General features: G+C 66.2%; 12 protein-coding genes. 8 read left to right on the forward strand and 4 right to left on the reverse strand.

Translation table 11 applies throughout. The features are described 5' to 3' along the window. The first annotated feature begins 17 nt into the window (after nt 1–17). The 8 genes from queG (at nt 18) to ISM_RS07805 (ending at nt 10,100) form a co-directional block, all read left to right on the forward strand. Nucleotides 18–1,094 (forward strand): tRNA epoxyqueuosine(34) reductase QueG, encoded by a 1,077-nt coding sequence (gene queG / locus ISM_RS07770; protein ID WP_009813584.1) that lies wholly within the window; start codon nt 18–20, stop codon nt 1,092–1,094. Nucleotides 1,095–1,136: 42 nt separating this feature from the next. Continuing rightward, on the forward strand, nt 1,137–3,137 hold the full coding sequence (locus ISM_RS07775; protein WP_009813585.1) for a hydantoinase/oxoprolinase N-terminal domain-containing protein: 2,001 nt from the start codon (nt 1,137–1,139) through the stop codon (nt 3,135–3,137). Nucleotides 3,138–3,233: 96 nt separating this feature from the next. Continuing rightward, on the forward strand, nt 3,234–4,433 hold the full coding sequence (locus ISM_RS07780) for a glycine C-acetyltransferase (RefSeq protein ID WP_009813586.1): 1,200 nt from the start codon (nt 3,234–3,236) through the stop codon (nt 4,431–4,433). Continuing rightward, nucleotides 4,430–5,395, forward strand: a complete 966-nt coding sequence (locus tag ISM_RS07785; RefSeq protein WP_009813587.1) for a PLP-dependent cysteine synthase family protein — start codon at nt 4,430–4,432, stop codon at nt 5,393–5,395. Before ISM_RS07780 ends, ISM_RS07785 begins: the two co-directional genes overlap by 4 nt. A gap of 16 nt (nt 5,396–5,411) precedes the next feature. Next, nucleotides 5,412–7,385: an oxidoreductase gene (locus ISM_RS07790; RefSeq protein WP_009813588.1), complete on the forward strand. Its 1,974-nt coding sequence runs from the start codon at nt 5,412–5,414 to the stop codon at nt 7,383–7,385. A 125-nt stretch (nt 7,386–7,510) separates the two neighbouring features. Next, nucleotides 7,511–8,485 carry a GlxA family transcriptional regulator gene (locus ISM_RS07795; RefSeq protein WP_009813589.1) on the forward strand — a complete coding sequence of 325 codons (975 nt, stop codon included), beginning with the start codon at nt 7,511–7,513 and terminating at the stop codon, nt 8,483–8,485. A gap of 73 nt (nt 8,486–8,558) precedes the next feature. Beyond that, on the forward strand, nt 8,559–9,056 hold the full coding sequence (gene msrA / locus ISM_RS07800) for a peptide-methionine (S)-S-oxide reductase MsrA (protein ID WP_009813590.1): 498 nt from the start codon (nt 8,559–8,561) through the stop codon (nt 9,054–9,056). 114 nt (nt 9,057–9,170) lie between these two features. Next, on the forward strand, nt 9,171–10,100 hold the full coding sequence (locus ISM_RS07805) for a DMT family transporter (RefSeq protein WP_009813591.1): 930 nt from the start codon (nt 9,171–9,173) through the stop codon (nt 10,098–10,100). Between the two features lie 6 nt (nt 10,101–10,106). Here ISM_RS07805 and ISM_RS07810 read toward each other — a convergent pair whose 3' ends face one another. The 4 genes from ISM_RS07810 to ISM_RS07825 are packed head-to-tail and all read right to left on the reverse strand — an operon-like array spanning nt 10,107 to nt 14,259. Next, complete coding sequence (locus tag ISM_RS07810) at nt 10,107–11,432, reverse strand: NAD(P)/FAD-dependent oxidoreductase (protein WP_009813592.1); 1,326 nt, start codon at nt 11,430–11,432, stop codon at nt 10,107–10,109. Beyond that, nucleotides 11,429–12,244: an ABC transporter permease gene (locus ISM_RS07815; protein ID WP_009813593.1), complete on the reverse strand. Its 816-nt coding sequence runs from the start codon at nt 12,242–12,244 to the stop codon at nt 11,429–11,431. The genes ISM_RS07810 and ISM_RS07815 overlap by 4 nt, the downstream gene beginning before the upstream one ends. Continuing rightward, on the reverse strand, nt 12,241–13,131 hold the full coding sequence (locus tag ISM_RS07820; protein ID WP_040617950.1) for an ABC transporter permease subunit: 891 nt from the start codon (nt 13,129–13,131) through the stop codon (nt 12,241–12,243). Before ISM_RS07820 ends, ISM_RS07815 begins: the two co-directional genes overlap by 4 nt. A 3-nt stretch (nt 13,132–13,134) precedes the next feature. Beyond that, complete coding sequence (locus tag ISM_RS07825; RefSeq protein ID WP_009813595.1) at nt 13,135–14,259, reverse strand: ABC transporter ATP-binding protein; 1,125 nt, start codon at nt 14,257–14,259, stop codon at nt 13,135–13,137. Nucleotides 14,260–14,305: the final 46 nt, after the last annotated feature.

The raw sequence follows: 14,305 nt of genomic DNA on the forward strand, positions 1-14,305 counted from the left end.
TTGGGGCCAAAAGAAACATGGACGCGCTCAAACACAAGCTGATCGCACAGGCCGAGGCCGAAGGGTTCGACCTCTTGCGCGTCTGCCGTCCCGGCGATGTGCCGCAGGTGCCCGCGCGGTTGGCGGAGTTTCTGGCCGAGGGCCGGCATGGCCAGATGGGCTGGCTCGCCGAGCGCAGCCATTGGCGCGGCGATCCCGCCGCGCTCTGGCCCGAGGCGCGATCGGTCATCATGCTGGGCGAAAGCTACACCCCCGAGGAAGACCCCACCGCCACGCTGGAGCAGCCCGAGATCGGCACCGTCTCGGTCTATGCGCGCAATCGCGACTATCATGATCTGCTCAAAAAGCGGCTCAAGCGGCTGGCGCGCTGGCTCATCGCCGAGGCCGAGAAGGCGGGGGTCGAGACCCCGCAGGTCAAGGTGTTCGTCGACACCGCGCCGGTGCCGGAAAAGCCGCTGGGCGAGGCGGCGGGTCTAGGCTGGCAGGGCAAGCACACCAATCTGGTGAGCCGCGATCTGGGCAATTGGTTCTTTATCGGCTCGGTGTTCACCACGCTGGAAATCGACCCTGATACAGCGGAAAAGGACCATTGCGGGTCTTGCCGGGCCTGTCTCGACGCCTGTCCGACCGACGCCTTTCCCGCGCCCTATCAGCTCGACGCGCGACGGTGCATTTCCTATCTCACCATTGAACATCACGGCCCGGTGGACGAAGAGCTTCGGCCCTTGCTCGGCAACCGCATCTATGGCTGCGACGATTGTCTCGCCGCCTGCCCGTGGAACAAATTCGCCGTCACCGCCCGTGAGGCGCGGTATCACGCCCGCGCCGATCTCATCGCGCCGCCGCTGGCCGATCTGGCGGCGCTCGATGACGCGGGCTTTCGCGCGCGGTTCTCCGGCTCGCCGATCAAGCGCATCGGCCGCGACCGGTTTCTGCGCAATGTGCTCTACGCCATTGGCAATTCCGCCCGGCCCGATCTCCTGCCCGCCGCGCGGGCCCATCTCGACGATCCGGACCCCACGGTGGCCGATGCGGCGCGTTGGTCGGTTGCGAGGCTGGAAATTGCCGCAAACAGGCTGGATTCGGACGCATAAGCCGCATACCCCGGTCTGAGACAGGAAAGAGAAGGGCAGACCATGGCGCTATTGCTGGGGGTGGATACGGGCGGCACCTATACCGACGCGGTTTTGATGCGCGACGAGGAAGAGGTGATCGCCTCGGCCAAGGCGCTCACCACGCGCCATGACCTGGCCATCGGCATCGGCGGCGCCGTCGCCCGGGTGCTTGAACAGAGCGGCACCGATCCCGCCGCCATCGGGCTTGCCTCGCTCTCGACGACGCTCGCCACCAATGCGCTGGTCGAAGGGCAGGGGGGCCGCGTCGGCCTCGTCTATATCGGCTTTCGCGACCGCGATCTCGAAACCCATGGTCTCGCCGAGGCGCTGGCGGGCGATCCCTCGCTCGTCCTCGCCGGGGGGCATAGCCACGCCGGCGGCGAGGCGGCACCGCTCGACCTCGACAGCCTGCGTGCCTGGCTCTCCGAGGATCATGGCATCTCGGCCTTTGCCGTCGCAGGGCAATTCGCCACCCGCAACCCCGCCCATGAACTGCAGGCGGCCGAGCTGATCCGCGAGAAGACGGGACGACCGGTGTCCTGCTCGCATCACCTTTCGGCGCGGCTCAACGGGCCGAAACGGGCGCTGACCGCGGTGCTCAACGCGCGGCTCATCGGCATGATCGCCCGGCTCATCGACCGGGCCGAGGACGGTCTGCGCGATCTCGGCATCACCGCGCCGCTCATGGTGGTGCGTGGCGATGGCGCGCTGATCAGCGCCGACCAGGCCCGCGAACGTCCTATCGAGACGATCCTTTCGGGCCCGGCGGCGAGCATCGTCGGCGCGCGCTGGATGACCGGGGCGCAATCGGCGCTGGTCTCGGACATTGGCGGCACCACCACCGATGTCGCCGTGCTCCGCGATGGCCGCCCCGCCATCGACCCGGCAGGCGCGCAGGTCGGCCCGTGGCGCACCATGGTCGAGGCGGTGGCGATGCGCACCACCGGGCTTGGCGGTGACAGCGAGGTGCATGTGCAGGACGAAGGCCTCATCGGTGGCGTGACGCTCGGACCGCGCCGCGTCATCCCGATCAGCCTCATCGCGCATGAAGCCCCCGACGTCGTGCACCCCGTGCTCGACGATCAGCTGCGCAGCACCACCCCCGGCGAATTCGACGCGCGGTTTCTGCGTGCCGTGCCCGGTATCGACGCGGGCGGGCTGCAGGACCGCGACCGCGTGCTGCTCGACCGGATCGGCGATGCCGTGCGCCCGGTCTCCGAGGTGCTCAAGACCCGGATGGAGGCGCAGGCGCTGCGCCGTCTCGTCACCCGCGGTCTGGTGCAGGTGGCGGGCGTCACCCCCTCGGATGCGAGCCATGTCCTGGGCCGCGTCGACGCCTGGGATGCCGAGGCCGCGCGCAAGGCGCTCGATCTCACCGCACGCAAACGCACCGGCGCCGGCAACCGGCTTGCCCCGGACCCGGAAACGCTCGCCCGGATGATCGTCGACCAGCTCACCCATCAGACGTCATTGGCCTTGTTAGAGACTGCTTTTGCCGAGGACGCGCATGAGTTCGACCTGCCCCCCGAAACCCTCGCCCGGCATGTGCTGATGCAGCGCGGGCTCGACCTTCATCGCGGATTGGTCCGGCTCGATGCCGGGCTCGACGTGCCGGTGATCGGGCTCGGCGCCTCGGCCCATTGCTATTACCCGGCGGTGGGCGCGCGGCTCGGCACCGAGATGATCCTGCCCGAACATGCCGGTGTCGCCAATGCCATCGGCGCCGTGGTGGGCCGCGTCACCATCCGCCGCGCCGGCACCGTCACCGCCCCGGGCGAAGGCCGCTACCGCATCCATCTCGACAGCGGGCCGCAGGATTTCACACAGGAGGACGAGGCGCTCACCGCGCTCTCCGATCACCTCCTGCGCGAGGCCCGCGACACCGCCATCGCCGCCGGGGCTGAGGACATCCAGCACAAGATCGCCCAGGACATCCGCAAGGCCCAGGCCGAGGGCCGCGAGGTCTTTCTCGAGGCCGAGATCACGGTCGAAGTCTCGGGCCGTCCGCGCATCGCCGCCTGAGCGGCAGGAAACCATCGAATTTCGCGGGCGGCTTTGCCATGCTGCCCGCAGCCACAGATCGGAAACAGATCAGAAACAGATCAGAAGGAGCCCGCCATGAGCGCCGCCGACCGTTTCAACGACGACATCAACAGCCGCCTCGAGGGGCTCAGATCTGACGGGCTCTACAAGACAGAGCGCGTCATCACCTCGATGCAAAAGGGGCAGGTCTCGCTCGCCTCGGGCGACGAGGTGATCAACCTCTGCGCCAACAACTACCTCGGTCTCGCCGACAATCCCGATATCATCGACGCCGCCCATGCAGGGCTCGATCGCTACGGCTTCGGCATGGCGAGCGTGCGCTTCATCTGCGGCACCCAAGAGGAACACAAGGCGCTCGAATCCCGCATCGCCGGCTTTCTCGGCAAAGAGGACAGCATCCTCTACGCCGCCGCGTTTGATGCGAATGCCGGTTTGTTCGAGACGATTCTCGGCCCCGAGGACGCGATCATCTCGGACGCGCTCAACCATGCCTCGATCATCGACGGCGTGCGGCTCTGCAAGGCCCAGCGCCTGCGCTACGCCAATTCCGACATGAAGGATCTCGAGCGCTGCCTGCAGGAGGCAAGCGGCGCGCGCCACCGCCTCATCGCCACCGATGGCGTGTTCTCGATGGATGGCTATTACGCCCGGCTCGACGAGATTTGCGATCTGGCCGACCGCTATGACGCGATGGTCATGGTCGATGATTGCCACTCCACCGGCTTTGTCGGCCCCACCGGGCGCGGCACCGCCGAGAAATTCGGCGTGACCGACCGGGTCGACATCATGACCGGCACGCTGGGCAAGGCGCTCGGCGGCGCGTCGGGCGGCTATACCGCCGCCTCCGCCCCGGTGGTCGACTGGCTGCGGCAACGCTCGCGCCCCTATCTCTTTTCCAACACGCTCGCCCCGGTCATCGCCGCCGCCTCGCTCAAGGTCTTTGACCTGCTCGAGACCGAAGGCGACGCGCTCCGCGCCCGGCTTTGGGACAATGCCGCCTATTTCCGCGAGAAAATGTCGGCGCTGGGGTTCGAATTGCTGCCCGGCGAACATGCGATCATCCCGGTGATGCTGCGCGATCCGAAACTGGCCCAGGAAATGGCCGCGCGGCTCGGGGCCCAAGGCGTCTATGTCACCGCCTTCTCCTTCCCCGTCGTGCCCCGCGATCAGGACCGCATCCGCACCCAGATGAGCGCCGCCGTCACCCGCGACATGCTCGACCGCGCCATCGCCGCCTTTGAAACCGTGGGCCGCGACCTCGGCGTGATCGCATGATCCTGCCCTCGGTCATCGACGCCATCGGGGACACGCCGCTCGTGTCTCTCGATCGTGTCGTGACCGAGCTGGGGCTTTCGGGCCGCATTCTGGCCAAGCTCGACTATCTCCTGCCGGGCTTTTCCAAGAAAGACCGCGCCGCCCGCACCATCATCGAGGCGGCCCGCGCCTCGGGCGAGCTGCGCGACGGGCAGCCGGTGATCGAACTGACCTCCGGCAATATGGGCACCGGGCTCGCCATCGTCTGTGGCGTGCTCGGCCATCCCTTCATCGCGGTGATGAGCGAAGGCAATTCCCCCGAACGCGCCCGCATGATGCGCGCGCTGGGGGCCGAGGTGGTGCTCGTCCCGCAGGCCAAGGGCAGCCGCCCGGGCGAGGTTTCGGGCGCCGATCTGGCCCGCGTCGAAGAGGCCGCGCAGAGGATCACCCGCGAGCGCGCCGCCTTTCGCGCCGATCAATTCGCCCGCCCCGGCAACCCAGCGGCGCATTTTCACGGAACCGCCCCGGAAATCTGGGCGCAATCCGGTGAAACAGTCTCTGTTTTTGCCGATTTCGCAGGCTCCGGCGGCACGCTCGCGGGCTGCGCCGCCTATCTCGCCCCACGCGGCGTACGCTGCTACGCGGTCGAACCTACGGGCGCCGAGGCCATCGGCGGCGGCGACCGTTCCACCCCGGCCCACCCGATCCAGGGTGGCGGCTATGACATGGACGCGCTCGCCCATCTGAAATCCACAGATTCGGCTGGAACAGTGACTGTTTCCGGCAACGAGGCGCGCGATCACGCCCGGCTTCTCGCGCGCCGCGAAGGCATCTTTGGCGGCTTTTCCTCGGGCGCCAATCTCGCCGCCGCCGTGCAGCTCCTGCGCGGGCCCGAACGCGGCGGCACCATTGCCATCGTGATCTGCGACAGCGGCCTCAAATACCTCTCAACCGATCTCTGGGACGATCCCCCACCCCAATAGCCAGCCGGAGCCAGCCATGCCCTATCCCCGCCTGTCCTCGCCCTATCAGCTGCGCCACAAGACCGTGCGCAACCGGATCACCTTTGGCGCGCATACCGCCAATATGGCGCAGGACGGCCTGCCGGGGCCGCAGTTCGGGGCCTATCTGCTGGAACGCGCGCTGGGCGGCGCGGGGATGATCGTCTGCGAACCGGTCCCGGTGCACCGCACCGGCGTGCTCACCCGGGGCAATTTCCGCCACGAGGATGATAGCGTCATCCCCGCCTTCCGCCGCATCGTCGAACCGGTGCAAGACGCGGGCGCGGTCATCTTGCAACAGCTCTACCATGTCGGTGCCCATGGCGACAGCGACCTGAGCTTCGCCCCGCATTGGAGCCCCTCGGGCCAGCCCTCCTACCACGACAGCGACGGCAGCCACGCCATGACTGAGGCCGAGATCGAGGACATCATCGCCGCCTTCATCGCCGCCGCGCGCCGCTGTCAGCAGGCAGGCTTTGACGGGGTCGAAATCTGGGCCGCCTATCATTCGCTCCTCGATCAGTTCTGGACCCCCTGGAGCAACCGGCGCGACGACCAATGGGGCGGCTCGCTCGAAAACCGCACCCGGTTGTCGATGCGCATTCTCGAAGGCATCCGCCGCGCCTGTGGCGAGGATTTCATCGTCGGTTTGTCGGTGAGCCAATCGCACAGCACAGAGGTGCTCAACAGCCCCGAGGCGCTCTGCGACATCGTCGCCCGTCACGACGCCACCGGCCATCTCGATTATGTCACCTGCGGCGCCGGCGGCTATCTCGATTTCGAACATCTGATGCCCACTTTCGTGCTCGGGGAAAAGCCTACGGTCTCGACCACCGCCCTGCTGAAATCGACCCTAACGCACGCCAAAGTACAGGCCGAGGCCGGCATTCGCACGCCCGAGAACGCCGAATCCGTGCTGAGCGCGGGCGAGGCCGACATGGTCTCCATCGTGCGCGGTCAGATCGCCGACCCGCATCTCGCCCGCAAGGCGCTCGACGGCCACGCCCAAGACATTCGCGGCTGCATCTCCTGCAATCAGATGTGCTGGGGCCGCCGCTCGCGCGACTATTGGATTTCCTGCCTGATCAACCCCTCCGCCGGGCGCGAATATCTCTGGGGCGGCGACAGGTTCACCCAGGCTGACACACCGCACCATGTGCTCGTCGTGGGCGCTGGCCCCGCCGGGCTCGAGGCGGCGCGCGTTGCCGCCGAACGCGGTCACCGGGTCGAGATCCACGAAGCCGCGCCGCTCATCGGCGGTCAGTTCCGCCTCGCCGGGCAACAGCCCCGCCGCGCCCAGATCCTCGACCTGCTCGACTGGTATGAACGTCAATTCACCCGGCTCGGCGTCACGCTCCATCTCAACTCCTACCTCGAGGCCGAAGAAATCCGCACCATCGCCGCCGATCGCGTGGTGCTCGCCACCGGCTCGCTCCCCGACGAGGACGCGACGCAACGCTGGCTCCCCGATCTCGGCCCGCTGCCGGGGCGCGAGCGAGGCCATGTCTTTGCCCCCGAAGAGGTGATGCGCCGCGAGGCACGGCTCGGGTCCCGGGTTCTGGTCCTCGACGAAGGCGGCAATATGCGCGGCCTCGGCACCGCCTGGCATCTCGCCGAAGAGGGCCACGAGGTCACGCTGATCACCCCCGGCCCGATGGTCGGCGCCGAACTGGCCCGCACCTCCGCCGACATCCCGATCCGCGCCCGGCTCGCCCGGCTTGGCGTGTTGATGCTCACCGAACATGGGCTGACCCGCTGGCATGATCAGGGCGCGCGGCTGAAAAACCTGCTCACCGGTGTCGAGTTCGAACAGCCGGCCGACGATCTGGTCATCGCCACGACGAACCGCGCTTTCGACCCTATTTCAGGCGAAATCGCTGATTTGTCCCCGGTGATCCTCGGCGATGCGCAGGCCCCGCGACAGGCCCCTTACGCCTTCTACGAGGGCCGCGCCTGCGGTCTCGCCCTCTGACCACCACGAGGATCGGCCCGGCGGCCCCATGTCGCCACCGGGCCGCTTGCGTCGCAATTGGGCAAGCCGTTTGCCCCCGCGTCACTAGACCCGTGACAGCCACCCCCCCCGCGCGCAGGGCCGCCATGGACACCAAACCGAAACGCTATGTTTTTCTGCTCATCCCGGGCTTTTCCCCGCTTGGCATGACCTGCGCCCAAGAGGCGCTGGCGCTGGCCAACCGCTTTCACGGCGGCCGCCAATATTACGAATGGATGCTGCTGAGCCATGATGGCGCCCCCGTCACCGCCTGGAGCGGGCTACAGGTCGGCGTCGATGCCGGGCTCATCGACCTGCACCGCGACGACACGCTCATCGTCTGCGCCGGGGTCGACGCCCCGGCCGGCAGCACCAAGCGCATCCTCGGCTGGCTCCGCCGCGAGACCCGCAAGGGCATCGACTTCGGCGCGCTGTCGAGCGGCACGCTCACCCTCGCCATGGCCGGTCTGCTGGGCGGACGGCGGGTCACCACCCATTGGGAATATTCCTCGGCCCTGGCCGAATCCTACCCCGATGTCGAGGTCGACGATGTGATCTACGCGGTCGATGGCCGGGTCTTCACCTGCGCCGGCAGCGCCAGCTCGATGGACCTCATGCTCGACCGCATTCAGCGCGACTATGGCGCCGAGCTCGCCTCCTGGGTCGCCGATCAGATGGTCTATACCGCGCCGCGCCCCGAAACCCAGGCCCAGCGCGGCCCGCTCGCCGGTCAGATGGGCCTGCGCCACGCCTCGCTCAGCCACGCGATCGAAATCATGCGCCAGAATCTCGAAGACCCGCTGCCGCCCTCCGAGATCGCCACCATGGTCGGCGTCTCGACACGACAGCTCGAACGGCTCTTCGCCCGCTACCTCGGCTCGTCGCCCAACAAATACTATCTCGGCCTGCGCCTCGAAAAGGCCCGCAATCTCCTGTCGCAAACCACGCTGAGCCTGATGGAAATCTGCGTGCTCTGCGGCTTCAAAGCGCCGTCGCATTTCTCCAAAACCTATCGCAAGGCCTTCGGCGTCCCACCAAGCCGCGACATGGGCGGCTCCAATCTTCTTGGGTTGCGCAAATAGACCCGGATTTTTTCCTTTGAAATGGCTCCTTTACAGTTTCTAATGACGCTGGGTCAGGGGAGGGGCCCAGGGGATGGAAGAACGGGCATTGCTCGCAGGAGGAAGCTTTTGGGGGCTTCAACATCTCCTGCGTGATCTCGACGGGGTGCTCTCGTCGCGCGTGGGCTATACCGGCGGCGATAGCGCGCGCCCGACCTATCGCGATCACGGCACCCATGCCGAGGCGGTCGAGATCCGCTTTGATCCCCGCGTGCTGGGCTATCGGGCCTTGCTCGAATATTTCTTTCGCATCCACGACCCGACCACCCCCGACCAACAGGGCCCGTTCATCGGGCTGAGCTACCGCTCGGCGATCTATTACATGAACGATCCCCAGAAATTCGAGGCGATCCGCACCATAGCGGATATCAACGGCTCGGGCGTTTGGCCCGCCAAGCTGGTGACCGAGGTGCTCCCGGCGGGCGAATTCTGGGAGGCCGAGCCAGAGCATCAGGACTATCTTCAGCGGGTGCCGGACGCGCTCTGCTCGCATCATCTGCGCCGTCACTGGGTCTTGCCGCGCAAACGCTGACGGGGCCGCGCGGGGCCATCGTGGCGCAATGGGTATTTGCCACCAGAAAGAGCGCCCGGCTGCTCTTGACCTCTCCGGTCAAAGAGCGCAGCACTGGCGCCAGGAGGACCGCCCATGCACCCGGTCAAAGGCATCACCCTGAAACTCTGCGCCGTCATGATGTTCATAATCATGGCCTCGCTGATCAAGGCCACGGCGGATCATGTCCCGGCGGGCGAGGCGGTGTTCTTCCGGTCGTTCTTTGCGCTGCCGATCATCCTTGGCTGGCTGGTGATGCGCGGCGACCTTTCGACCGGGCTCAAGGTGAACTCGCCCATGGGGCATTTCTGGCGCGGCTTTGTCGGCACCGCCGCCATGGGGCTGAGCTTTCTGGCGCTGGGGCTGTTGCCGCTGCCCGAGGCCACCGCGCTTGGCTATGCCGCGCCGCTTCTGACGGTGATTTTCGCCGCCATGTTCCTTGATGAGAAAGTCGGCATGTTCCGCATCGGCGCGGTGCTTTTGGGGCTCGCCGGGGTGATCATCGTGCTGAGCCCGCGGCTCTCCACCTTTGCCGGGGAATCGGTCGAGACGATGCAGGCGGTCGGCGCGCTCTGTGCGCTGATGGGGGCGACCTGCGCCGCGCTGGCCCAGATCTATATCCGCAAGATGGTCGCCACCGAACAGACCTCGGCCATCGTGTTCTACTTTACCGTGACCTCGACGCTGCTGTCGCTGATCACGCTGCCCTTTGGCTGGGTCATGCCGGCGCCGCGCGAGCTGGTGCTGTTGATCTCGGCGGGTCTCTTGGGCGGTCTGGGGCAGATTTTCCTGACCTCCTCTTACCGCTTTGCCCATGCCTCGGTGGTCGCGCCCTTTGACTATGCGTCGATGATCTTTGCGCTGGGGATCGGCTTTCTCGTCTTTGACGAGGTGCCGACCGGGACCATGCTCGCAGGCGCGGCGCTGGTCATTCTGGCCGGCATCATCATCATCCTGCGCGAACGGCAGCTCGGGCTGAAAGAGGGGCGCGCGCGCGCGCGTTCGATCCGCACGCCGCAGGGCTGACCCGCGTCAATCGCCGCGCAGCGCCGCCCAGCCATAGAGCGGCCACATGAGCTTGCGCCGATAGGGGCCGAGCGGCATCCGCTCGGGCGGGCGTTTCATGATCTCGGGATGCAGATGGCCGCTGCGCCCGAGGATCTGATCGGCCAGAAGCGCCCCGGCATAGCTTCCCATCGCGACGCCATTGCCGTGATAGCTGATCGAACAAAACGCATTCGCCATCCCCGGAATCGGCCCGGTATAGGGCGTGCGATCGCGCGCGATGCTCAGCAGCCCGTTCCAGTAATGCGCCACCTCGACCCCGGCCCAGGCCGGGAACATCCGGTCGAAATGGCCCTTGATCACCCGGCCCATCCGGGCATCCCCGCCGGGCGAACAGCGCAGCCCCGCCCGCATCCCGAAAAGCATCCGCCCATTCGGCATGAGCCGGAAGTAATGCAGGAAAAACCGGTCGTCATAGCACATCTGTCGGCTGGTCCAGCCCTGCGCCGCGAGCTCGTCCTGCGACATCTCTCGTGTCACGATCACGTTCGACTGGGTCGGCAGATACCGCCCGCGCAGCCACTCCGGCAGATCGTCCGAGCTATAGCCATTGGTCGCCACCACGATCCGCCGCGCCCGGATCTGCGCGCCTTCGGTGGCGAGCGTATAGCCCCCCGCCTCGGCATCGATCCGGCGCACCGCGCTCTGCCCGAAAATCCGCACCCCCGCGTCCCAGGCCGCCTGCGCCAGACCGGTCACATATTTCGCTGGGTTGAGCGCCATGCCGATGGGCGTGGTCATCGCGCCGTAAAACGGCCCCGTCATGCCATGGGCCGCGAGGTCGCCTTCGCCGATCACCTGCGGTGTCACATCGTAATCGGCCTCGATCTGCCGGGCGCGCGCCTCGAACCCCTGCGCCGCCGCCCGGGTATGCGCCATGAGGGTCTCGCCCTCGGAATGGGCATCGACCTCCATCCCATGCCGCGCAATCAGCCCCCGCGCCAGATCGACCGCCGCGATCTCGGCCCGGCAGAACTCGCGCCGCGCCGCCTCGCCATAGCTGCGCCGCAACGCCTCTGCCGGGGCCGCCGATCCGCCGAGACAGCAAAACCCGCCATTGCGCCCCGACGCGCCCCAGCCGGGGCTTTCCGCGTCGAGCACCACCACATCGACGCCCGCCTCCGCCAGATGCAGCGCCGCCGACAGCCCGGTGAACCCGGCGCCGATCACCGCCACATCGGCGCGGATCTCTCCCCGCGCTTGCGGCGGGTGCATCATCTCGATGGTCTGCGGCCAATAGCACCCCGCCCGGGGCGCGGCGCTATAGGCATGGGCAGGGTAGATGCGCGTCATGTGCGGTCGGCGGCCCGTTCCTCGGCGCTCTGCCGCAGCATCGAGCGTTTCGAGATGAGCGAGGCGCTGATCACCCCCACCGTCACGATGCCGATCATGATGGTCGAGAGCGCGTTGATCTCGGGCGACACACCCAGACGCACCGCCGAAAAGATCTTGATCGGCAGCGTCGTGGCCGAGGGCCCCGCGGTAAAGGACGCGATCACCAGATCGTCGAGCGACAGCGTAAACGCCAGAAGCCAGCCCGAGATCACCGCCGGCGCGATGATCGGCAAGGTGACGAGCCGGAACGCCTCGAACGGCGTACAGCCAAGATCGAGCGCCGCCTCCTCCAAGGACCGGTCAAAGCTCACCAGCCGCGACGACACCACCACCGAGACATAGCACATGGCGAAGGTCGTATGCGCCAGCACGATGGTCATCACGCCCCGGTCCATGCCGATGCCGATGAACAGCAGCAGCAGCGACAGACCGGTGATCACCTCGGGCATCACCAGCGGCGCATAGATCATCCCCGAAAACAGCGTCCGCCCCGCGAACCGCCCCGCCCGGACCAGAACATAGGCCGCCATCGTCCCGAGGATCGTCGCCAGGGTCGAGGACATCACCGCCACCTTGACCGTCACCCAGGCCGCATCGAGAAACGCCTCGTTGCGCATGAGCTCGCCATACCAGCGGGTCGAAAACCCGCCCCAGACGGTGACCAGCTTCGACGCGTTGAAGCTATAGACCACCAGAATGACCATCGGCAGATAGAGAAAGGCAAAGCCAAGCGTCAGCGCCGTGGTGTTGAACCAGGTTAGCTTTCTCATCCTTCCGCCTCCCGCTGTTTCTGCTCGTTGCGCTGGAAGAGGATGATCGGCACGATCAGCAACAGCAGCAGGATCACCGCCACCGCGCTCGCCACCGGCCAGTCCCGGTTGTTGAAGAACTCTTCCCAGAGAACCTTGCCGATCATCAGCGTCTTGGACCCGCCAAGCAGCGAGGGGATCACAAACTCACCGAGCGCCGGGATAAAGACGAGGAACGACCCCGCGATCACCCCCGCCTTAGACAGCGGAAAGGTCACCAGCCAGAAGGCCGAGAACCGCGAACAGCCAAGGTCTTCGGCCGCCTCCAGAAGAGATCCGTCAAGCCGCTCGAGCGAGCTGTAGATCGGCAGGATCATGAAGGGCAGATAGGTGTAGACGATGCCGATATAGACCGCGACATTGGTGTTCAGAATGGTCAGCGGCTCGCCAATGATCCCGATGCTGATCAAGAGCTGGTTGAGATAGCCCTCAGTCGCCAGGATGCCCATCCAAGAATAGACCCGGATCAGGAACGAGGTCCAGAACGGCAAGATCACCAGAAGCAAAAGCGTCGGCCGCCAATGCTCGGGCGCCTTGGCCATGCCATAGGCAATCGGATAGCCCACCAGCAGCGTCAAAAAGGTCGAGATGGCCGCGATCTGGAGCGACGAGAGATAGGCCCGCCAGTAGAGATCGTCACTGGCCAGAAACTCGAAGTTTTCAAAATCGAGCCCCGCCAGAAACTCTTTCACCCCGGCCCAGCCCTCGCGCAGGTCGAGCTCGGGCGTATAGGGCGGAATGGCCAGCGCCGTGTCGCTGAGGCTGATCTTCACCACGATGAGAAACGGCACGAGAAACAGCGCCAGCAGCCACAGATAGGGCACGGCGATGAGGGTTAATCTCCGCATGGATCAGCCCTCCAACAAGACGGCGGCGGTGTCCGTCCAGCCGAGCCACACCTCGTCTTCCCAGGTGAACGGCCGGTTCGACAGCCGTCGCGTGTTGGCGGTCTGGCTCTTGATGATCTGCCCGTTCGGCAGCCGCACGTGATAGGTCGACAGATTGCCGAGATAGGCAATGTCGAGGATCTTGCCGCGCACCACATTGGGCAGGTCATCGGGCCGCTCGGTCGAAATCCGCACCTTCTCCGGCCGGATCGCGAGATAGGCGGTCGATCCCGCCTGCAATTTCTTGTCGCTCTTGGCATGCAGCGCCGGTTCGCCCTCGGCAAAGGCAATGTCATAGCCATCGCCGGCAGGCGTCGCGCGGCCTTCGATGATGTTCACATCGCCGATGAAATCCGCCACATAGACCGATCCGGGCATCTCATAGATGCGCGCCGGCGTGTCGGCCTGAATGATCTTGCCGTGATCCATCACCGCGACGCGGCTCGCCACGGTCATCGCCTCTTCTTGGTCATGGGTCACGATCACGAATGTCGTGCCGGTCTTTTCCTGAATATCCATCAGCTCGAACTGCGTGTCCTGCCGCAGCTTGGCGTCGAGCGCGCCGAGCGGCTCGTCGAGCAGCAAGAGCTTCGGCGCCTTGGCGAGGCTCCGCGCCAGCGCCACCCGCTGCCGTTGCCCGCCGGAACATTGATGCGGCTTGCGGCGTGCGAATTTCTCGAGCCGGGTGAGCTTGAGCATCTCCTCCACCCGTGCCGCGATCTGCTCCTTGGGCAGCCCGTCACGCTTGAGACCAAAGGCGATGTTTTCCCAGATCGACAGATGCGGAAACAGCGCATAGCTCTGGAACATCATGTTCACCGCCCGCTTGTTCGGCGGGATCGGCGCGATGTCCTGACCGCCCAGAAGGATCGTGCCCTCGCTCGGCGCCTCGAACCCGGCGAGCATCCGCATCATCGTCGTCTTGCCACAGCCCGACGGCCCCAGCAGCGCGAAAAACTCGCGCTCATAGATGTCGAATGTCTGATTGTCGATCGCCGTAAACTCGCCGAAACGCTTGGTTACATTTTTGAACTGAATGAGCGGCGTCTCATTCGGGTCAGTCCACGGCGCAAACACTTTCTCGCCCATCACGGCCCCCTGCTTGTCTTGAAAAAAGCCCGCACGACAATGCCGT

It is taken from the genome of Roseovarius nubinhibens ISM (genome assembly GCF_000152625.1).
Taxonomy (GTDB): Bacteria; Pseudomonadota; Alphaproteobacteria; order Rhodobacterales; family Rhodobacteraceae; genus Roseovarius; species Roseovarius nubinhibens.